The organism is Pseudomonas sp. p50(2008) (assembly GCF_015351605.1).
Classification (GTDB): domain Bacteria; phylum Pseudomonadota; class Gammaproteobacteria; order Pseudomonadales; family Pseudomonadaceae; genus Aquipseudomonas.
On record NZ_JACMYF010000006.1, the window covers coordinates 243,414 to 263,969 of the forward strand.

19 protein-coding genes are annotated in these 20,556 nt (G+C 59.0%); 15 read left to right on the plus strand and 4 right to left on the minus strand.

The genetic code is table 11. The features are described 5' to 3' along the window. Positions 1–49: 49 nt before the first annotated feature. Positions 50–403, minus strand: coding sequence for a hydroxyisourate hydrolase (gene uraH / locus H7698_RS18380; protein WP_008031462.1), 354 nt, complete (start codon positions 401–403; stop codon positions 50–52). A 430-nt stretch (positions 404–833) separates the two neighbouring features. Here uraH and puuE point away from each other — a divergent pair, with 430 nt between their 5' ends. The 8 genes from puuE (at position 834) to H7698_RS18420 (ending at position 9,111) form a co-directional block, all read left to right on the plus strand. Beyond that, positions 834–1,760 (plus strand): allantoinase PuuE, encoded by a 927-nt coding sequence (gene puuE / locus H7698_RS18385; protein ID WP_162437489.1) that lies wholly within the window; start codon positions 834–836, stop codon positions 1,758–1,760. Then, complete coding sequence (uraD, locus tag H7698_RS18390) at positions 1,757–2,272, plus strand: 2-oxo-4-hydroxy-4-carboxy-5-ureidoimidazoline decarboxylase (RefSeq protein WP_194692381.1); 516 nt, start codon at positions 1,757–1,759, stop codon at positions 2,270–2,272. Before puuE ends, uraD begins: the two co-directional genes overlap by 4 nt. An 86-nt stretch (positions 2,273–2,358) precedes the next feature. Beyond that, on the plus strand, positions 2,359–3,354 hold the full coding sequence (alc, locus tag H7698_RS18395) for an allantoicase (protein WP_162437491.1): 996 nt from the start codon (positions 2,359–2,361) through the stop codon (positions 3,352–3,354). 123 nt (positions 3,355–3,477) lie between these two features. Next, positions 3,478–3,981 carry an ureidoglycolate lyase gene (locus H7698_RS18400; RefSeq protein WP_162437492.1) on the plus strand — a complete coding sequence of 168 codons (504 nt, stop codon included), beginning with the start codon at positions 3,478–3,480 and terminating at the stop codon, positions 3,979–3,981. A gap of 50 nt (positions 3,982–4,031) precedes the next feature. Then, entirely contained in the window at positions 4,032–5,336 is a 1,305-nt protein-coding gene (locus tag H7698_RS18405) for a urate hydroxylase PuuD (protein WP_194692382.1), read from the plus strand. 312 nt (positions 5,337–5,648) lie between these two features. After that, positions 5,649–7,007, plus strand: a complete 1,359-nt coding sequence (locus tag H7698_RS18410; protein ID WP_162437494.1) for a nucleobase:cation symporter-2 family protein — start codon at positions 5,649–5,651, stop codon at positions 7,005–7,007. A 159-nt stretch (positions 7,008–7,166) separates the two neighbouring features. Continuing rightward, entirely contained in the window at positions 7,167–7,952 is a 786-nt protein-coding gene (locus tag H7698_RS18415) for an outer membrane protein OmpK (protein ID WP_194692383.1), read from the plus strand. A gap of 373 nt (positions 7,953–8,325) precedes the next feature. After that, a complete protein-coding gene (locus H7698_RS18420) occupies positions 8,326–9,111 on the plus strand; it encodes an outer membrane protein OmpK (protein WP_194692384.1) in 786 nt (261 codons plus the stop codon). Between the two features lie 119 nt (positions 9,112–9,230). Here the strand turns inward: H7698_RS18420 and H7698_RS18425 are convergent, their stop codons facing one another. Both H7698_RS18425 and H7698_RS18430 read right to left on the minus strand, forming a co-directional pair. Then, positions 9,231–10,403 (minus strand): patatin-like phospholipase family protein, encoded by a 1,173-nt coding sequence (locus tag H7698_RS18425; protein WP_162437497.1) that lies wholly within the window; start codon positions 10,401–10,403, stop codon positions 9,231–9,233. Between the two features lie 27 nt (positions 10,404–10,430). Continuing rightward, positions 10,431–11,363 (minus strand): lipid A biosynthesis lauroyl acyltransferase, encoded by a 933-nt coding sequence (locus H7698_RS18430; protein ID WP_194692385.1) that lies wholly within the window; start codon positions 11,361–11,363, stop codon positions 10,431–10,433. A gap of 118 nt (positions 11,364–11,481) precedes the next feature. Here H7698_RS18430 and minC point away from each other — a divergent pair, with 118 nt between their 5' ends. The 7 genes from minC (at position 11,482) to H7698_RS18465 (ending at position 18,410) form a co-directional block, all read left to right on the plus strand. Then, positions 11,482–12,219, plus strand: a complete 738-nt coding sequence (gene minC, locus H7698_RS18435) for a septum site-determining protein MinC (RefSeq protein WP_162437499.1) — start codon at positions 11,482–11,484, stop codon at positions 12,217–12,219. Between the two features lie 200 nt (positions 12,220–12,419). Then, on the plus strand, positions 12,420–13,232 hold the full coding sequence (gene minD, locus H7698_RS18440) for a septum site-determining protein MinD (protein ID WP_045060222.1): 813 nt from the start codon (positions 12,420–12,422) through the stop codon (positions 13,230–13,232). After that, positions 13,232–13,486: a cell division topological specificity factor MinE gene (gene minE, locus H7698_RS18445; RefSeq protein WP_162437501.1), complete on the plus strand. Its 255-nt coding sequence runs from the start codon at positions 13,232–13,234 to the stop codon at positions 13,484–13,486. Before minD ends, minE begins: the two co-directional genes overlap by 1 nt. 172 nt (positions 13,487–13,658) lie before the next feature. Then, on the plus strand, positions 13,659–14,294 hold the full coding sequence (locus H7698_RS18450) for an RluA family pseudouridine synthase (protein ID WP_162437502.1): 636 nt from the start codon (positions 13,659–13,661) through the stop codon (positions 14,292–14,294). Positions 14,295–14,514: 220 nt separating this feature from the next. Further along, positions 14,515–15,804, plus strand: coding sequence for a M18 family aminopeptidase (locus H7698_RS18455; RefSeq protein WP_162437503.1), 1,290 nt, complete (start codon positions 14,515–14,517; stop codon positions 15,802–15,804). Between the two features lie 195 nt (positions 15,805–15,999). Beyond that, a complete protein-coding gene (locus H7698_RS18460; RefSeq protein WP_178114294.1) occupies positions 16,000–16,176 on the plus strand; it encodes a hypothetical protein in 177 nt (58 codons plus the stop codon). 77 nt (positions 16,177–16,253) lie between these two features. Further along, positions 16,254–18,410 (plus strand): mechanosensitive ion channel family protein, encoded by a 2,157-nt coding sequence (locus H7698_RS18465; protein WP_194692386.1) that lies wholly within the window; start codon positions 16,254–16,256, stop codon positions 18,408–18,410. A gap of 240 nt (positions 18,411–18,650) precedes the next feature. Here the strand turns inward: H7698_RS18465 and H7698_RS18470 are convergent, their stop codons facing one another. Beyond that, entirely contained in the window at positions 18,651–20,324 is a 1,674-nt protein-coding gene (locus H7698_RS18470; RefSeq protein ID WP_162437505.1) for a DEAD/DEAH box helicase, read from the minus strand. Between the last annotated feature and the right edge of the window lie 232 nt (positions 20,325–20,556).

Genomic DNA, 20,556 nt, shown 5'->3' on the forward strand with positions numbered 1-20,556 from the left:
AGAAGCTATATGCGCAGTCGCTTCCAGGTTGAGGCAGCTGCTTGGGGGATCAGCTGCCGCGGTACGTGGAATAGCTGTACGGCGAAATCAGCAGCGGTACGTGGTAGTGATCCTGCTCCGCAGAGATGCCAAACCGCAGCACCACCACATCCAGAAAAGCCGGCTCCGGCAACTGAACACCACGGGCGCGATAGTAATCGCCCGCATGGAACTGAACCTGATAAACCCCGGTACGGTAATCATCACCTTGCAGCAGCGGTGCATCGACACGGCCGTCGCTGTTGGTTATCGCGCTGGCGACCAATTCCAGCTGCGAGCCTTCAACGCGGTACAACTCGACTTTGATCGAGCTGCCCGGGCAACCGTGTGCAGCGTCCAAAACGTGTGTAGTCAAACGTCCCATTGATTCTGCGCGCCTGCCTGCCAAGAGCAGTCAGGCCTCGCGCCTCCCGAAGTCAGTTGTAAAGGAGACCGCACCGATTCGGAGCACGAAACGCTGCGGCGAGCGATTGATTAAGACACTTTTCAAAAAAATTGTACACAATAAAAACGACATTTTTCCATCCGACAACGCCATTGCAAATTTTGTGGTGCATAGACAGCCAAACCATAGGATCAGCGGACCTTCCATCCATTAGCTGACCGGTCAGGCAGGTTTCTTGCAGTACCATCCTTTCATGACAGTCAATGAAAAATGCGAAAATTCAGGCTTACAAAGTGGATATAAAGTTGTATACAATCAGCCCATCGCTGTGACGCCAGCCTGTAATTCGTTATCAGGCACGCCACACTTACCTGACATTGATATGCCACGAACAAGAAGGAAGACTGCAGTGAGCGCTGACTACCCACGCGACCTGGTCGGTTACGGCAGTAACCCTCCGCACCCACACTGGCCGGGCAATGCCCGCATCGCCTTGTCCTTCGTACTCAATTACGAAGAAGGTGGCGAGCGCAACATTCTGCACGGCGATAAAGAATCTGAAGCCTTCCTGTCGGAAATGGTCTCGGCGCAGCCTTTGCAGGGCGAGCGCAACATGAGCATGGAATCGCTCTACGAGTATGGCAGCCGTGTCGGCGTCTGGCGGATCCTGAAACTGTTCAAGGAATTCGACATTCCGCTGACCGTCTTTGCCGTGGCCATGGCCGCACAACGCCACCCGGACGTGATCCGCGCAATGGTCGATGCCGGCCACGAGATCTGCAGCCACGGCTATCGCTGGATCGACTACCAGTACATGGACGAGGCCCAGGAACGCGAGCACATGCTCGAAGCGATCCGCATCCTCACCGAAATCACCGGCGAACGCCCGCTGGGCTGGTACACCGGCCGCACCGGCCCGAACACCCGTCGCCTGGTGATGGAAGAAGGTGGTTTCCTCTACGACTGCGACACCTACGACGATGACCTGCCCTACTGGGAACCCAACAACCCGACTGGCAAGCCGCACCTGGTGATTCCGTACACGCTGGACACCAACGACATGCGCTTCACCCAGGTCCAGGGTTTCAACAAGGGCGACGATTTCTTCGAATACCTCAAGGACGCGTTCGACGTGCTGTACGCCGAAGGCGCAGAAGCCCCAAAGATGCTGTCGATCGGTCTGCACTGCCGCCTGATCGGCCGTCCGGCGCGCCTGGCCTCGCTCAAGCGCTTTATCGAATACGCTAAAAGTCATGAACAGGTGTGGTTCAGCCGCCGCGTCGACATTGCGCGCCACTGGCAAGAAACCCACCCGTACCAAGGGGCTGCCAAATGAGCACCTTCAAACCCCTGAAGCCATCGACCCTGAGCCGCGACGCGTTCGTCGCTGCCTTCGCCGACATCTACGAACATTCGCCATGGGTGGCCGAAAAGGCTTTCGACCTGGGTCAGGACCCTTCGATCGACGAGATCGAAACCCTGCACCAGCGCATGAGCGACATCCTGTTGAGTGCTGATCACGAAAGCCAGCTGGCCCTGATCAACGCTCACCCGGACCTGGCCGGCAAAGCTGCGGTCCAGGGGCAACTGACCGAAGCCAGCACCAATGAACAAGCTGGCGCCGGTATTCACCAATGCACGGCCGAAGAGTTTCAGCGCTTCACCGAGCTGAACGACGCCTACAAGGCCAAGTTCAAGTTTCCCTTCATCATGGCGGTAAAAGGCAGCAACCGGCATCAGATCCTCGCGGCGTTCGAAACGCGCATTCACAACTCGGCAGACACCGAATTCAAATGCGCGCTGGCGGAGATCAACAAGATCGCCCTGTTCCGATTACTGACCCTATAGCGAGCCTTGCCCTGGTGTTCCAAACGCGAAAACACTCAGGGCACTGCAAGCATCCCAAGCCAACTTATTAAAGGCAGACAAGAAGAATGAAAGCTTACGCCGTACCTTTCGAGAAGTTCGTCAACCTGGCCGACGCCCGCCTGGGCACCAAAATCATCTCGGTCACCGATGACTGGTTTGCAGACGCCAACCGTCTGTTTCAGCCGACCCCGGCCGTATGGAAGGAGGGCGTGTTCGATGACAACGGCAAGTGGATGGACGGCTGGGAGTCGCGCCGCAAGCGCTTTGAAGGCTACGACAGCGCGGTGATCCGCCTGGGCGTTCCGGGCTCGATCAAAGGCGTGGACATCGACACTTCATTCTTCACCGGCAACTTCCCGCCATCGGCCTCCCTGGAAGCCTGCTTCCTGGCCTCGGGCGAGCCGGACGAAAACACCCAGTGGACTGAAGTGCTGTCGGCCGTCGAGCTGCAGGGCAACAGCCACCACTACCACGAGATCAACAACGACCAGTCGTTCAGCCACCTGCGCTTCAACATCTACCCGGATGGTGGCGTGGCTCGTCTGCGCGTTTACGGCATTCCGTTCCGCGACTGGTCGGCCGTCGGCGACAACGAGCAAGTGGACCTGGCTGCAGCCCTCAACGGTGGCCGCGCCCTCGCCTGCTCCGACGAACACTTCGGTCGCATGAGCAACATCCTTAACCCGGGTCGTGGCATCAACATGGGCGATGGCTGGGAAACCGCACGTCGTCGCACACCTGGCAATGACTGGGTGATCGTCGCACTGGGTCATGCCGGCGAGATCGAGAAAGTCGTCGTCGACACCCTGCACTTCAAAGGCAACTACCCGGACACCTGCTCGATCCAGGGCGCGTTCGTGAAGGGCGGTACCGACAGCCAGATCGAAACCCAATCGCTGTTCTGGCGTGAGCTGTTGCCCGCACAGAAACTGGAAATGCACGCCGAACACACCTTCGCCGAGCAGATCAAGGCCCTGGGCCCGATCACCCACATCCGCCTGAACGTGTTCCCGGATGGTGGTGTAAGCCGTCTGCGCGTACTGGGCAAGGTCGCTAAATAAGGTTGAACCCAATCGCTGGCAAGCCAGCTCCCACAGGTTTTGTAAACGCCACAGTCCATTGTGGGAGCGGGCTTGCCCGCGATGGCGATAGTTCTAACAACACAGAATTCGGAAAAGAACAGCATGCGCACATTGACGATTGAACCGCTGACTAAAGAAGCCTTCGCCCCTTTCGGTGACGTGATCGAAACCGATGGCAGCGATCACTTCATGATCAACAACGGTTCGACCATGCGCTTCCATAAACTGGCGACGGTGGAAACCGCCAAGCCAGAAGACAACGCGATCATCAGCATCTTCCGCGCCGACGCGCAGGACATGCCGCTGACCGTTTGCATGCTGGAGCGTCACCCGTTGGGCAGCCAGGCTTTCATTCCGCTGCTCGGCAACCCCTTTCTGATCGTGGTCGCGCCAGTTGGCGATGAACCTGTATCAGGCTTGGTCCGCGCCTTCGTCACCAACGGCAGGCAGGGCATTAATTACCATCGCGGCGTTTGGCACCATCCGGTGCTGACGATCGAAAAGCGGGATGACTTCCTGGTGGTTGATCGCAGTGGCACAGGCAATAACTGCGATGAGCATTTTTTCAAAGAGGATGAGCGTTTGATCCTCGCCCCCCACCAATAAGAGAAGGTCTGATCACTCGACGACAGAGTGACAGGCGAGAGGTAAAGACTGTGGAAGCACATCTGTTTGAATGGCTGAACCTGAGCGTGCGCTGGGTTCATATGATTACTGGCGTGGCCTGGATCGGCGCGTCGTTCTATTTCGTCTGGCTGGAAAACAACCTCAATCGGGTCAACCCGAAAAGTGGTCTGGCGGGCGATTTGTGGGCGATCCACGGCGGCGGTATCTACCACCTGGAAAAATACAAACTGGCCCCACCGACCATGCCGGACAACTTGCACTGGTTCAAATGGGAAGCCTACTTCACCTGGCTGTCGGGGATCGCGCTGCTGTGCGTGGTGTTCTACTCCAACCCGACGCTCTACCTGCTGGCTCCGGGCAGCACCCTGAGCGGTCCTGAAGGCGTGGCCATCGGTATCGGCTCGCTGTTCATCGGCTGGTTCATCTACTCCTTCCTCTGCGACTCGGCCTTGGGCAAACGCCCTGCCCTGCTCGGTTTCATCCTGTTCGTCCTGATCATCGGCGCGGCTTACGGCTTCAGCAAAGTGTTCAGCGGTCGTGGTGCGTACCTGCACGTCGGCGCGATCATCGGCACCATCATGGTCGGCAACGTGTTCCGCATCATCATGCCGGCGCAACGTGCACTGGTGGCGGCGATTGCCGAGAACCGCACGCCCGATCCGGCACTGCCGGCCAAAGGCTTGCTGCGTTCGCGTCACAACAACTACTTCACCTTGCCGGTGCTGTTCATCATGATCAGCAACCACTTCCCGAGCACCTACGGCAGCCAATACAACTGGCTGATCCTGGCCGGGATCGCGGTGTTGGCGGTGTTGGTCCGTCACTACTTCAACACCCGTCACGACAGCCACAAGTTCGCCTGGACCCTCCCGGTTGCCGCCGTCGGCATGATCAGCCTGGCCTACGTAACGGGTCCTGCGCAGATGCCGAGTGCACCTGAAGTCGCCAAGGCTGCTGGCACCATCGAGTACCAGCCATTGCCGGAAACAGCAGTGGGCGGTGGTTTGAAACCGGCTGAAGCAAAACCTGCCGAGGCCCCTGCTACCGCACCGGCCCAAGCGTCCAATGCGGGCCCTGGTTTCGACAAGGTGCACAGCGTGATTCAGGAACGTTGCGCGGTGTGCCACTCGGCCAAACCAACCAGCCCGCTGTTCAGTGCAGCACCCGGTGGCGTGATGTTCGATACCCCCGAACAGATCCGCCAGAACGCCCCGCGCATTCAGGCACAAGCCGTCACCAGCCAGATCATGCCACTGGGCAACATCACGCAGATGACCCAGCAGGAACGTGACCTGATCGGTGCCTGGATTGTGCAGGGAGCGTCGACCAACTAAGCAACACAAAAGCCTGCGCCGAGCGGGCTTTTGAGGTGAATGGATTTACCTGGTTTGAGGATTTACCTGTGGTGAGGGGATTTAGCGAAACGTCGCACCGCCCCGATCGGCGGCGCAGCCGTCGCAAAGCCTGCAATTGCCATCTGCCTGATGGACGCGGTTGCAGGATTTGGGGCTACTACGTAGCCCATCGGGGATAAATCCCCTCGCCACAAAACACCTCTAGCCACACATATCAATGATGCAAAGAAACAGCTGTGAGCAACCCGGCAGCTGTTCAATCACAAGAATAAAAAAGATCCGAGGTGTTGCATGTCCGAGCTATCCCAAGCGCGCATCCCCGACGCACCCGCTATTCAGCGTTTGCCCCTTTTGCAATTGATTCTGGTCGGGCTGCAACACGTTCTGCTGATGTACGGCGGAGCCATTGCGGTGCCGCTGATCATCGGACAGGCCGCTGGCCTGAGTCGTGAAGAAATCGCCTTCCTGATCAACGCCGACCTGCTGGTCGCCGGGATCGCCACCATCGTGCAATCCATGGGCATCGGCCCCGTGGGAATAAGAATGCCGGTGATGATGGGCGCCAGTTTCGCCGCCGTCGGCAGCATGGTCGCCATGGCCGGCATGCCCGGTATCGGTCTGCAAGGGATCTTCGGCGCGACCATCGCCGCCGGGTTCTTCGGCATGATCATCGCGCCGTTCATGTCCAAAGTCGTTCGCTTCTTCCCGCCTCTGGTGACCGGCACGGTCATCACCTCGATCGGTTTATCGCTGTTCCCCGTGGCCGTTAACTGGGCCGGCGGCGGTGCTGGCGCCACTCAATTCGGTTCCCCCATCTACCTGACCATCGCCGCACTGGTGCTGGGCACGATTCTGTTGGTGCATCGCTTCATGCGCGGTTTCTGGGTGAACATTTCCGTGCTGATCGGCATGTGCCTGGGCTACGTGCTCTGTGGCGTGCTGGGCATGGTCGACCTCAGCGGCATGGCCCAGGCGCCCTGGTTGCAGTTCGTCACCCCGCTGCATTTCGGCATGCCGAAATTCGAACTCGCGCCGATCCTCTCCATGTGCCTGGTGGTGGTGATCATCTTCGTCGAGTCCACCGGGATGTTCCTTGCACTGGGCAAGATTACCGACCAGGAAGTCTGCCCGCGCATGCTGCGTCGCGGCTTGCTCTGCGATGCCGGAGCCTCGTTCTTTGCCGGTTTCTTCAACACCTTCACCCACTCCTCTTTCGCCCAGAACATCGGCCTGGTGCAGATGACCGGCGTGCGCTGCCGCTCGGTCACCATCGTCGCCGGCGGTTTGCTGATCGTCTTGAGCCTGCTGCCGAAGGCCGCGTTTCTGGTGGCCTCGATTCCGCCTGCGGTACTGGGCGGCGCCGCGATCGCGATGTTCGGCATGGTCGCCGCGACCGGGATCAAGATTCTCCAGGAAGCCGATATCGGTGATCGCCGCAACCAGTTGCTGGTGGCGGTGAGCATCGGGATGGGACTGATCCCGGTGGTGCGTCCGGAGTTTTTCGCCCACCTGCCGATGTGGATGAGCCCGATCACCCACAGCGGGATCGCCATGGCGACCCTCAGTGCGCTGACGCTGAACCTGCTGTTCAACATCCTTGGCGGCGCGGAACGCGCGGCCATCAATGACTGCCACGCACACCAGCAATAACAGAGACGCCATGAACCTTGCAGGAGCGAGCCTGCTCGCGATGACGGTATGACATTCAACACCTGAGTTGACTGATTCAACGCTATCGCGAGCAGGCTCGCTCCTACAGGGTCAAGGGCTGTCTGCGCCTCAAACAATAAAAACAAGAGGGAGCAACAGATGATTCGGACACAGACACACATGCTGTTGGGCGGCGGTCTTCTGGCCGCCAGTCAGGCCATGGCCGGCGATTTATTGCTGTGGCAGACCAACAGCTTGAGCTACCTGTACGGCAAGGATTTTGCGGTCAACCCGTCGATCCAGCAGACAGTGACCTTCGAGCATGCCGACAAATGGAAGTACGGCGACAATTTCCTGTTCGTCGACAGCACGTATTACAACGGCGAAAAAGACCGCAACAAAGGCTCTCACGCCTATTACGGCGAGTTCAGCCCACGCCTCTCCTTCGGCAAAATCCTCGACCGCCGTCTAGAGTTCGGCCCGATCAAGGACGTGCTGCTGGCCATGACCTACGAGAACGGCGAAGACGACACCGAGGCCTACCTTATCGGCCCAGGTTTCGACCTCGCCGTACCGGGCTTCAACTACTTCACCTTGAACTTCTATCGTCGCCAGACCGAAGGCAGCCGCCCCGGCGATGACGTCTGGCAAATCACACCAGCCTGGTCCTACACCCTTCCATTGGGTAACTCGACCGTGTTGATCGACGGTTACATCGACTGGGTCGTGGATAACGACCAGAACGCACGCGGTACCTATCACGCCAACGTGCACGTCAACCCGCAGGTGAAATACGACCTGGGCAAAGCCATGGGCTGGCGTGAGAAACAGGTGTATGTCGGCGCCGAGTACAGCTACTGGAAAGACAAATACGGCATCGAGAACACGTCCAGCTTCGACACCAATGAAAACACCACCAGCCTGCTGGTGAAGGTGCATTTCTAAGATGACCCGCAACCGTGCGCCAAACCTGTCGTCGGTGCTCTGTTGCGGGGCACTTGAGACCTGGTCAAGGAGTCAGTATTCTCCGCGGCCGCCTGAATCCGCTTTAAAAAAAAGTCCGGATTTAAATCCTGACCAGAAAGCCAACTTATCCCGGCCCCGGTCAGCATCAAGGCATTCCAAAACCCCTCTCAATCGACCGCTTTCGAGCAGCCGAGCGGGAGTTTTTGTGCTTTTTGAAAGCCTTGGCTCAGCTCTTGCTAACAGCACTAAAGCTGACCGAATGGATGACTTTTGCAGCGATGGAAAAGGCGCCACACCAGAGCGCCAATCTTAGAAAAAAAACGTGGAACACCAACTTTTTGGGAGCAACCGAATGAAACGTACGTGCACTAGCCTGATGCTTGCCACGACCTTGCTGGCGGGGGGCCAAGCGATGGCCGGCGACTTGTTGCAATGGCAGAACAACAGCCTGAGCTACCTGTATGGCAAGGACTTCAAGGTCAATCCGGCCATTCAGCAAACCGTCACCTTCGAACACGCCGACGGGTGGAAATACGGGGATAACTTCTTCTTCCTCGACAAGATCTTCTACAACGGTGGCAAAGACTTCAACAACGGTCCGAACACCTATTACGGCGAATTCCAGCCGCGCATTTCCCTGGGCAAGGTGCTGGACCAGAAGATCGAGTTCGGCCCGATCAAGGACGTGCTGCTGGCGATGACCTACGAGTTCGGCGAGGGTGATACCGAGTCCTACCTGATCGGTCCGGGTTTCGACCTGGCGATCCCTGGTTTCGACTACTTCCAGCTGAACTTCTACCAGCGCCACACCGAAGGTTCGCGTGCGGGTGACAACGTCTGGCAGGTCACGCCTGTGTGGTCCTACACCATTCCGGTCGGCGACTCGAACATCCTGATCGATGGTTACATGGATTGGGTGATGGACAACGACTCGAACTCCAAAGGCGACTACCACGCCAACCTGCACTTCAACCCACAGGTCAAATACGACCTGGGCAAGGCGCTGAATTTCGGCGAGAAGCAGTTGTATGTGGGTGTGGAGTACGACTACTGGAAGGACAAGTACGGGATCGACGACACCCGTGCGTTTACGACCAATCAGAACGTGACGAGCTTCCTGGTGAAGTTCCACTTCTGACCGTAAAAAGCATCGCTGGCAAGCCAGGCTCCGACAGGGTTGTGTGTCGTTCACGTCATCAGCGAACGACACAATCTCTGTGAGAACCTGGCTTGCCAGCGATGGCCGCACCGCCAATCTCAGGCCGGGATAACAGAATCCGCCAACCCCAAAAACCGGCAAAGCTCCCCCCGCTTGGCCAACGCATCCCGCCGTCCCAGATCAATCAATTCGCTGCAATACCCCGCCTCGAACAGCAGATAGCTCAGCACCCCTGCCCCGCTGGTTTTCGTGGCTCCCGGCCCGCGCAGGAACAGCCGCAGCGCCGCCGGTAATTCCTGGCGATGCCGCGCCGCAATTTCATCAATTGGCTGACTCGGTGAAATCACCAGCACTTCCACCGGAGCCACGCCCAACGCACGGGTCGGCGTGCCATCGGGCATCAGGTGGCTGAACTGGTTCAGACGCTGCAGCAGCTCGATGTCGCTTTCCAGGCTGTCGATGAACGTACTGTTGAGCATGTGCCCACCGATCTGCGCCAGGGTCGGCTGCTGGCCTGTGTAGGCGCGTTGCAGCGGCTGCTCCGGGTCGACCCCTCGCGGATTGCCACTGACACCCACCACCAGCACACGGCTCGCGCCCAGGTGCAGGGCCGGGCTGATCGGTGCGGATTGGCGGACAGCGCCGTCGCCGAAATACTCCTCGCCGATTTTTACCGGTGCAAACAGCAGCGGAATGGCGGAGCTGGCGAGCAAGTGTTCAACCGACAATTGAGTCGGCACGCCGATACGCCGATGGCGCAACCAGGCGTCAATGGTGCCGCCGCCCTGATAGAACGTGACGGCCTGGCCGGATTCGTAGCCGAAGGCGGTCACCGCCACGGCCTGCAATTGTTTTTGCGCGATGGCCTCAGCGATGCCGTTCATTTGCAGTTTGTCGTTGAGCAATCCGCGCAGCGGCGAACTGTTGAGCAAGGCCACCGGTACCTGCGCACCGATGCCCAGCAAGCTGTGACCGACAAAGCGGCTGGCCTGATGGATCACCCCCGGCCAATCGCTGCGCAGCACCAGATGGCTGCGAAAGCCCTGCCAGAAGGTCGTCAGACGTTCGATAGCGCCACGAAAGTCCATCGCCCCGCTGGCGAGGCTCACCGCATTGATTGCTCCGGCCGAGGTGCCGACGATCACCGGGAACGGATTGTCCGCACCCTCGGGCAGCAACTCGGCAATCGCCGCCAGCACCCCCACCTGATAGGCCGCCCGAGCCCCGCCGCCGGATAGAATCAAACCTGTAACCGGTTCAGCAGGACTCATCGCAACACTCCCTGGTGCTTGTGGGTTTTAACCGCGTTTGGCGTAAAGCTTGGGCTCGCCGGGTGGACGGCTCTTGAAGCGGCGATGGGCCCAGAGGTATTGCTCGGGGCATTCGCGCAAGACGCCTTCGACCCATTGATTGATGCGAATGCAATCGGCCTCTTCGCTTTCGCCCGGGAAACCATCGAGCGGGGCATGAATCACCAGTCGGTACCCGCTGCCGTCTGCCAGACGCTCCTGGGTGAACGGCACCACCAGCGCCTTGCCCAGGCGCGCAAACTTGCTGGTGGCAGTGACCGTGGCCGCCTGGATACCGAACAACGGCACGAAGATACTTTGCTTGGCGCCGTAGTCCTGATCCGGCGCATACCAGATCGCCCGGCCGGCACGCAGCAGTTTGAGCATGCCACGCACGTCGTCACGCTCCACGGCCAGCGAGTCGAGGTTGTGCCGCTCGCGGCCACGGCGCTGGATGTAATCGAACAGCGGATTTTTGTGCTCGCGGTACATGCCATCGATGGTGTGCTGCTGGCCGAGCAATGCCGCGCCAATTTCCAGCGTGGTGAAATGCACCGCCATCAGGATCACGCCTTTGCCTTCGCGCTGGGCTTTTTGCAAATGCTCCAGGCCTTCGACATGGGCCAGTTTCGCCAGACGCTCGCGCGACCACCACCAGCTCATGGCCATTTCAAAGAAGGCAATGCCGGTAGACGCGAAGTTTTCCTTGAGCAGGCGTTTGCGCTCGGCGGCGGTTTTTTCAGGAAAACACAGTTCGAGATTGCGCTTGGCGATGCGCCGTCTGTCGCCGGCCAGCCGATACATCAATGCACCGAGCAAGCGACCGATAAACAGCAACGCGCGATAAGGCAGCTGAACAATCAGCCACAACAGCCCCAAGCCACACCACAGCGGCCAGAAACGCGGAGAAAGAAAGGCTGTTCGAAAACGCGGGCGATCCATTAAAGCTTCCGTCAAGACAATGGCCGCGCATTCTACATCGTTCGACCCGGCTTGCGGCTCGCGGGCGTTCTCGTTATAAGTCTCGGCACTTTTAGTGACAAGTCGTTGTATGCCGACCATGAGCCAAACCGAACCGCTAGACAAAGATCCCGTGTTCCAGTTGAAGGGCAGCATGCTCGCCATTACGGTGCTGGAACTGGCCCGTAACGACCTCGAGAACCTCGATCGACAACTGGCCGCCAAGGTCGCCCAGGCGCCCAACTTCTTCAGCAACGCCCCGCTGGTGCTGGCCCTGGACAAACTTCCACCCAGCGAAGGCGCCGTGGATTTGCCCGGCCTGATGCGCGTGTGTCGCCAACATGGCCTGCGCACGCTGGCGATCCGTGCCAGCCGCATCGAAGACATCGCTGCCGCCATTGCCGTGGATTTGCCGGTGCTCCCGCCGTCCGGTGCCAGGGAACGTCCACTGGACCCGAATGAAGGCGTCGTGGTGAAAAAACCGGAAAAACCACCGGAGCCGACGATCAAGCCAACGAAAATCATCACCTCACCGGTACGCGGCGGTCAGCAGATTTATGCCCAGGGCTGTGATCTGGTGGTGATCTCCTCGGTGAGCCCGGGGGCGGAACTTCTGGCCGATGGCAACATCCATGTATACGGCCCGATGCGTGGTCGCGTTCTGGCCGGGGTCAAGGGCGACACGAAAGCCAGGATTTTCTGTCAGCAAATGAGCGCTGAACTGGTCTCCATCGCGGGCCATTACAAGGTTTCGGAGGATCTGCGCCGCGACCCTTTATGGGGTTCGGGCGTACAGGTCAGCCTGTCGGGCGATGTGTTGAACATCATTCGGCTTTAACGGATACTGCCGCATTTTCCAAGCATCTCTAAAACGTAGCGAAAACGGCTTGAACGAAGTCGGAAAATGGCCAAAAGCAGTGTTTACCGAAGGTAATCGCCGTTCAGGGCCGGATTCCAGCCAAGGCTGTCCGACTGCAGTAGTTTTCTAGAGATGTTTTTCAGGGGCTAAATGTCCTTTTTCCTTAGGGGTGAAACACCTTGGCCAAGATTCTCGTGGTTACATCCGGCAAGGGTGGTGTGGGTAAGACCACCACCAGTGCCGCTATCGGTACCGGCCTCGCACTGCGCGGTCACAAAACAGTTATCGTCGACTTCGACGTGGGCCTGCGTAACCTCGACCTGATCATGGGTTGCGAACGTCGCGTGGTGTATGACTTCGTCAACGTCGTCAACGGCGAAGCGAACCTGCAACAGGCCCTGATCAAAGACAAGCGCCTGGAAAACCTTTACGTCCTCGCTGCCAGCCAGACCCGCGACAAAGACGCGCTGACCGTCGAAGGCGTGGAAAAAGTCCTGATGGCGTTGAAAGAAGACTTCGAATTCGTGGTCTGCGACTCCCCGGCGGGCATCGAGAAAGGCGCCCACCTGGCCATGTACTTCGCTGATGAAGCGATCATCGTGACCAACCCGGAAGTGTCCTCGGTACGTGACTCGGACCGTATGCTCGGCCTGCTGGCCAGCAAATCCCGCCGCGCTGAAAAGGGCGAGGATCCGATCAAGGAACACTTGCTGCTGACCCGCTACAACCCGCAACGCGTGAATGACGGTGAAATGCTCGGCGTCGAAGACGTCAAGGAAATCCTGTCCGTCACCCTGCTGGGTGTCATTCCCGAATCCCAGGCAGTGCTCAAGGCTTCCAACTCGGGTGTACCGGTGATTCTCGACGACCAGAGCGATGCCGGCCAGGCATACAGCGATGCCGTTGATCGTCTGCTGGGCAAAACCGTAGAGCATCGTTTTCTCGATGTCACGAAGAAGGGATTCTTCGAGCGCCTGTTTGGAGGTAGGTAATGAACCTTTTTGACTTCTTTCGTGCCAACAAGAAGACAAGCACAGCCTCGGTAGCGAAAGAGCGTCTACAGATCATCGTGGCGCATGAACGCGGCCAACGCAGTACACCGGACTACCTGCCAGCCTTGCAGAAGGAACTGGTCGAGGTGATTCGCAAATACGTCAATATCGGGTCCGATGACGTGCATGTCGCTCTGGAAAACCAGGGCAGCTGCTCGATTCTGGAACTCAATATCACCCTGCCTGACCGCTAGTCGATCAGACAGGAGCCACGGCGGCTCAGGCTTACGCCCCTGTGGGAGCAAAGCTTGCTCACGATAGCATCCATCCGGTTCGGACCGGGTTGCCTGCATCGCGAGCAAGCTTTGCTCCCACGGATTTGCGAAAGCCTGAGCCGCCGTTGGCATTTGTTACGAGGCTGTTTTAATGCCGCTGTCCAACGTCCACATCATTTATCAGGACGCCGCCGTATTGGTGGTGAACAAGCCTACGTTGCTGCTTTCCGTCCCTGGCCGGGCTGATGACAACAAGGACTGCCTGATTACCCGCCTGCAAGAAAACGGCTACCCGGAAGCGCGAATCGTCCACCGACTGGACTGGGAAACCTCCGGCATCATTCTGTTGGCGCGTGACCCGGATACTCATCGCGAGCTGTCCCGGCAATTTCACGACCGCGAAACCGAAAAAGCCTACACCGCACTGTGCTGGGGTCAGCCTGAACTCGATAGCGGCAGCATCGATTTGCCGTTGCGCTACGATCCGCCGACCAAACCACGTCATGTGGTTGACCATGAATTCGGTAAGCACGCCCTGACCTTCTGGCGCGTGCTGGAGCGATGCGGCGACTGGTGCCGGGTCGAACTGACGCCAATCACTGGCCGCTCCCATCAACTGCGCGTGCACATGCTGTCCATTGGTCATCCACTGCTGGGTGACGGGCTGTACGCCCACGAACAGGCGCTGGCTGCCTGGCCACGACTGTGTCTGCACGCGAGCATGCTGAGCTTCACCCATCCGCAAACCGGTGAACGCCTGCGCTTCGAGTGTCCGGCACCGTTCTAAAGCAAAAGCAAAACCCTGTAGGAGCGAGCCTGCTCGCGAAAAACCCAAGGACGCCGCAGCGCATTTGGTTTTCCGCGTAATCGCTCACGACCTTCGCGAGCAAGCTCGCTCCTATAGGGATCTCCTGCGGACCCGATACCGTGGACCGCCTAACCAGCACTCCCCCGCCAATTCTTTGATCAATACGTTAAACTGGCGCCATTGCTGTCTGGAGCTACTTATGCGCGAAGAGTTGAACCAAGGCCTGATCGACTTCCTCAAGGCCTCCCCTACCCCGTTTCATGCCACTGCCAGCCTTGTACAGCGCCTGGAAGCGGCGGGCTTTCAGCGCCTTGATGAGCGCGAGCCCTGGACCACCGAAGCCAACGGCCGATACTACGTCACCCGTAACGACTCCTCGATCGTCGCCATCAAGATGGGCCGTCACTCACCGCTGCATGGCGGTATTCGCCTGGTGGGCGCCCATACCGACAGCCCGTGCCTGCGCGTCAAGCCGCAACCTGAACTGCAACGCCAGGGTTTCTGGCAGCTGGGTGTCGAAGTGTACGGTGGTGCGCTGCTGGCACCCTGGTTTGACCGAGATCTGTCCCTGGCTGGCCGTGTCACCTTTCGTCGTGACGGCAAGGTCGAGAGCCAGCTGATCGATTTCAAGGCGCCCATCGCGACCATTCCCAACCTGGCGATTCACCTCAATCGTGAAGCCAACATGGGCTGGGCGATCAATGCGCAGACTGAACTTCCACCGATCCTCGCGCAATTTGCCGGCGACGAGCGCGTCGACTTCCGCGCAGTGCTCACCAATCAACTGGCACTGGAACATGGTCTGAACGCCGACGTGGTGCTCGACTACGAGCTGAGCTTCTACGACACCCAAAGCGCGGCGGTTATTGGCCTGCACGGCGACTTCATCGCGGGCGCGCGCCTGGACAACCTGCTGTCGTGCTACGCCGGCCTGCAAGCATTGCTGACGGCCGAGACCGACGAAACTTGCGTGCTGGTGGCCAACGACCACGAAGAAGTCGGCTCCTGCTCGGCGTGCGGCGCCGATGGCCCGATGCTTGAGCAAACCTTGCGCCGCCTGCTGCCCGAGGGTGACGAGTTCGTACGGACCATCCAGAAGTCCCTGCTGGTGTCGGCCGACAACGCCCATGGCGTGCATCCCAACTACGCCGACAAGCACGACGCCAACCACGGCCCGAAACTCAACGCCGGTCCGGTCATCAAGGTCAACAGCAACCAGCGCTACGCCACCAACAGCGAAACCGCCGGGTTCTTCCGTCATCTGTGCATGGCCGAAGAAGTACCGGTGCAGAGCTTCGTGGTGCGCAGCGACATGGGTTGCGGCTCGACCATCGGCCCGATTACCGCCAGTCATCTGGGCGTGCGCACCGTGGACATCGGCCTGCCGACATTCGCCATGCATTCGATCCGTGAACTGTGCGGCAGCCATGACCTGGCCCACCTGGTGAAAGTGCTGAGCGCTTTTTACGCCTGCCAGGAATTGCCTTAATCGTCAAAAAGCTTCGCGAGCAAGCCCGCCACCCACAAGGGAACCCATTTCACGATGTGGGAGCGGGCTTTCTCGCGAAAGCGTCGTTAGGGACGACACTTTCATGCGGCGGATGCCTCATTTTTGATACGCCTCAACACCGCGCGGCTAAAAGCCACCTAAACTTAAATCATCCCAAGACAAGGCAGTCGCTCCATGATCTCCATGCAGTCCTTCCACGCCATGCTGATTCCGATCCTGTCCGGGATGATCCTGCTCGCCATCGGCTTCAATTTCCGTGACAAGAATGCCGGCGTGTTCGCCATGTGGATCGGCATGCTGACGATCCTCGCCACCGTGGTGTTCAAGATCCTCGCCAAACTTAACGAATAAATCCGCTCCCCGGCTCGCATTGATTTTAGCGGGCTCGTACACTCGGTCGATCTGCTCATTCCAAGGTTGACCGCCTAGTGTTCGCTCGTCTTTTCGCCCTGCCGTATCTCCTCCTCGTCTGCCTCATGACGCTCTTGCCAATGGCGCCAGCCCAGGCCGTCGGCCTGCCGAGCCTGCTCAACGGTTCGGCGAAAGCCCAGCCAGAAGCCCAGGAACCGCTGGGGCAATCCCTTGACGAAGTCATCAAGTCGCTGGAGAACGATCAGCAGCGGACCAAATTGCTCGCCGACTTGAAGAAGTTGCGCGATGCCACCAAAAAGGCCCAGCCCGCCGCCGAACAGGGCGTACTCGGATTGATCGGCGGGACACTGGCAAGTCTCGAGAAGCAGTTTTCCGGCGCCGACAGTCCACTCACGCGCTGGTCCGAAGAGTACGAACTGACCAAGGAAGAATTGAAAGCCTTGATCGTTCCGGCCAATGAATGGCTGCCGATCATCTTTGCCTTTGCCATGATCCTGATGGTCTGGAGTTTGCTCGCCGCCGTGCTGATCTGGCTCAGTCACCGGGTGCGCATGCGCTTCGGCCTGACCGAAGAATTGCCGCAACATCCCAGCGCCCTGGACATGTTGCGTTTCGCCTTGCGCAAGCTCGGGCCGTGGCTGATTGCACTGGTGATGACGGTCTACATGACCTACGCCCTGCCCTCGTCATTGGGCAAAAGCCTGGCCATGGTGTTGGCGTATGCGCTGGTGGTGGGCACCTGCTTTTCGGCGATCTGCGTCATCGCCTTCTCCCTGCTTGACGGCCCACACCGTCACCGTGCCCTGTACATCCTGCGGCATCAGGCCTTTCGGCCGTTGTGGCTGATCGGCAGCTTCGCCGCATTCGGCGAAGCCTTGAGTGATCCGCGGCTGGTTGAAAGCCTCGGCACCCACCTGGCGCACACCGCCGCAACGATCGCCAATGTCCTGGCCGCACTGTCCACCGGACTGTTTATCCTGCGCTTCCGCCGTCCAATTGCGCACTTGATCCGCAACCAGCCACTCTCACGGCGCCTGACCCGCCGCGCACTCAGCGACACCATCGATATCCTCGGAACCTTCTGGTACATACCCGCCCTGGTACTGGTGGGCATTTCGTTGTTTGCCACTTTCGTGTCAGCTGGCGACACCAGCACTGCGTTGCGTCAGTCGCTTATCTGCACGGTGCTGTTGGTGCTGTGCATGGTTATCAATGGACTGGTGCGCCGCCACTCGCTCAAACCACAGCGAGGCGTGAAGCGGCATGCGTTGTATTCGGATCGACTGAAAAACTTTTTCTACACCCTCGCCCACCTGCTGGTGTGGCTGGCGTTCATTGAACTTGGCCTGCGCGTCTGGGGCATGTCACTGATTACCTTCACCGAAGGCGAAGGTCATGAAGTCAGCGTCAAACTGTTCAGCCTGGCGGGAACGCTTATTTTTGCCTGGCTGATCTGGATTCTCAGTGACACCGCAGTGCACCATGCCCTCACCCGCTCGCGCAAAGGCCTGGCAAATGCCCGCGCGCAGACGATGATGCCGCTGATCCGCAACGTGTTGTTCGTGGCGATTTTCATCGTTGCGCTGATCGTTGCGCTGGCGAACATGGGCATGAACGTCACGCCACTGCTGGCCGGTGCCGGCGTGATCGGTCTGGCCATTGGTTTCGGTGCCCAGTCGCTGGTTGCCGACCTGATTACAGGGCTGTTCATCATCATTGAGGATTCCCTGGCCATCGACGATTACGTGGACGTTGGCGGCCACCTGGGCACGGTTGAAGGCCTGACGATTCGCACCGTGCGCCTGCGAGATATCGACGGCATCGTCCACACCATCCCGTTCAGCGAAATCAAAAGCATCAAGAACTATTCCAGGGAATTCGGTTACGCGATTTTCAGGGTGGCCATCCCTTCCGCCATGAACATCGATGACGCGATCAAGTTGATGCGCGATGTGGGGCAGAAGATGCGGACGGACCCACTGCAACGGCGCAACATCTGGTCGCCACTGGAGATTCAGGGCGTCGAGAGTTTCGAGTCGGGCAACGCAATACTTCGCGCCCGATTCAAGACCGCTCCGATCAAGCAGTGGGAAGTCTCCCGTGCGTTCAACCTGTTACTCAAGCGGCAACTGGATGAAGCAGGGCTCGATCTGGCGACACCGCGCATGAGTGTGCAAGTGATCACGGCGGGTGGCGGACCGGCAACGGACTAACCTTGTAGCCGCTTTGTGGCATTTGGAACAGCTGCAATGTGGCGAGGGGATTTATCCCCGTTCGGCTGCGAAGCAGTCGTGAATTCGGGCAGCGCGGTGCATCAGATAGATCTTGCGTTCAGGTTTTACGACTGCTGCGCAGCCGAACGGGGATAAATCCCCTCGCCACAACGCAGGCATAAAAAAATCCCCGAACCAGTCGGGGATTTTTTATGTTTGATCAATCAGCTCGAGAGCGGATCAATCTTCGCGGTAGCGACGCAGCTTCAACTGCTTACCGGCAACGCGAGTGTCCTTCAGCTTGGTCAGCAAACGCTCCAGACCATCTTCCGGCAGCTCAACGAGGCTGAAGCTGTCACGCACCTGGATGCGACCGATCGCTTCACGAGCCAGGCCGCCTTCGTTCAGGATGGCGCCCAGCAGGTTCTTGGCGGCGATACCATCACGCGCGCCCAGCGCGGTACGGCAACGAGCACGGCCTTCAGCCAATGGAACCGGAGCACGACGCTCGCGATCACCACGGTCCGGACGATCACCGGTACGCTCAGGACGATCGCCACGCGGTGCATTGTTCGGCACCAGTGGACGTTCTTTCTCGATCGCAGCCAGGGTCAGTGCTTGACCGTTTGTAGCCTTGCGCAGCAGGGCCGCGGCCAGGGCACGCGGGCTGCAACCGATGTCGGCAGTCAGACGATCCAGCAGATCACCGTGAGTCGATTCAGCATCAGCAACCAGCGGCGACAGGCTGTTGGTCAGTTTCTTGATGCGGGCATCGAGAACGGCCTGAGCATCCGGCAGGCGGACTTCAGCCACTTTCTGACCGGTTACACGCTCGATCACTTGCAGCATGCGGCGCTCCCGCGGAGTCACCAGCAACAGCGCACGACCTTCGCGACCAGCACGGCCAGTACGGCCGATACGGTGAACGTAGGACTCTGGATCGTACGGCATATCAACGTTGAACACGTGAGTGATGCGCGGAACGTCCAGGCCACGAGCAGCAACGTCGGTCGCCACAACGATGTCCAGACGGCCATCCTTGAGGGAGTCGATCACGCGCTCACGCTGATTCTGGGCAATGTCACCGTTCAGCGCAGCGGCTTTGTAGCCTTTGGCTTCCAGGGCACTGGCCAGGTCCAGGGTCGCTTGCTTGGTGCGCACGAACATGATCAGGGCGTCGAAGTCTTCGACTTCCAGCAGGCTCAATACAGCCGAGGTCTTCTGGTCAGCGTGAACCAACAGGTGAGCCTGTTCGATCGCGGTAACGGTCTGGGTCTTGGTCTGGATCTTCACGTGCTGCGGGTCACGCAGGTGACGTTCGGCAATGGCACGGATCGACTGTGGCAGGGTCGCCGAGAACAGTACGGTCTGACGGGTCGCTGGCAGAGCCTTGAAGATGACTTCCAGGTCGTCCATGAAGCCCAGCTTGAGCATTTCGTCAGCTTCGTCGAGAACCAGGTGGTTCACGGTCGACAGGACTTTCTCGTCGCGACGCAGGTGGTCGCACAGGCGGCCCGGGGTAGCGACAACGATCTGTGCGCCGTTACGGATTGCTTTCAGTTGTGGGCCCATAGGCGCGCCGCCGTAAACGGCCACAACGGTAACGCCCGGCATTTGCTTGGCGTAGGTTTCGAAAGCGGTTGCTACTTGCAGCGCCAACTCACGGGTTGGCGCCAGGATCAGGGCTTGCGGCTCGCGCTTGGCAGGATCGATACAATGCAGGATCGGCAGGGCGAAAGCGGCGGTTTTACCCGTACCGGTTTGCGCTTGGCCAATCATGTCGTGGCCGGCCATGATGATCGGGATCGATTGCTGCTGAATAGCCGAAGGCTCTTCGTAGCCAGTCGCAATGACGGCTGCAAGAATATTCGGATTAAGATTAAAAGCGGCGAAGCCGCCGGTTTCCTGGGTCATGGGTCTGCCTCTAAGTGCATCCGCAAAGACCCATGCTCCAAAGCTGCGCATGCCGTGTAAGACTCAAGAGTCGCCCTGGCTGCTTTGTCGGCGGGGATTTGCGAAAACGAATGAATGAAAAAGATTCGTCAAGGGAGAGTCCGGTGTGCGGACGTGCAGCCGAAGCTGACTTCGGGGAATTGCGCTACCTAAACGCGGCCCGGTTAAAGGCCGGCGCGCACTATACCGGAAT

Excerpts from the sequence above, each read along its gene's own strand:
- H7698_RS18410 (WP_162437494.1), top strand. The coding sequence starts at position 5,649 with ATGTCCGAGCTATCCCAAGCGCGCATCCCCGACGCACCCGCTATTCAG.
- H7698_RS18460 (WP_178114294.1), top strand. The coding sequence starts at position 16,000 with ATGATCTCCATGCAGTCCTTCCACGCCATGCTGATTCCGATCCTGTCC.
- H7698_RS18425 (WP_162437497.1), bottom strand. The coding sequence starts at position 10,403 with ATGAGTCCTGCTGAACCGGTTACAGGTTTGATTCTATCCGGCGGCGGG.
- uraD (WP_194692381.1), top strand. The coding sequence starts at position 1,757 with ATGAGCACCTTCAAACCCCTGAAGCCATCGACCCTGAGCCGCGACGCG.
- H7698_RS18455 (WP_162437503.1), top strand. The coding sequence starts at position 14,515 with ATGCGCGAAGAGTTGAACCAAGGCCTGATCGACTTCCTCAAGGCCTCC.
- H7698_RS18400 (WP_162437492.1), top strand. The coding sequence starts at position 3,478 with ATGCGCACATTGACGATTGAACCGCTGACTAAAGAAGCCTTCGCCCCT.
- H7698_RS18420 (WP_194692384.1), top strand. The coding sequence starts at position 8,326 with ATGAAACGTACGTGCACTAGCCTGATGCTTGCCACGACCTTGCTGGCG.
- H7698_RS18415 (WP_194692383.1), top strand. The coding sequence starts at position 7,167 with ATGATTCGGACACAGACACACATGCTGTTGGGCGGCGGTCTTCTGGCC.
- uraH (WP_008031462.1), bottom strand. The coding sequence starts at position 403 with ATGGGACGTTTGACTACACACGTTTTGGACGCTGCACACGGTTGCCCG.
- minC (WP_162437499.1), top strand. The coding sequence starts at position 11,482 with ATGAGCCAAACCGAACCGCTAGACAAAGATCCCGTGTTCCAGTTGAAG.
- H7698_RS18430 (WP_194692385.1), bottom strand. The coding sequence starts at position 11,363 with ATGGATCGCCCGCGTTTTCGAACAGCCTTTCTTTCTCCGCGTTTCTGG.
- minE (WP_162437501.1), top strand. The coding sequence starts at position 13,232 with ATGAACCTTTTTGACTTCTTTCGTGCCAACAAGAAGACAAGCACAGCC.
- alc (WP_162437491.1), top strand. The coding sequence starts at position 2,359 with ATGAAAGCTTACGCCGTACCTTTCGAGAAGTTCGTCAACCTGGCCGAC.
- H7698_RS18470 (WP_162437505.1), bottom strand. The coding sequence starts at position 20,324 with ATGACCCAGGAAACCGGCGGCTTCGCCGCTTTTAATCTTAATCCGAAT.
- H7698_RS18450 (WP_162437502.1), top strand. The coding sequence starts at position 13,659 with ATGCCGCTGTCCAACGTCCACATCATTTATCAGGACGCCGCCGTATTG.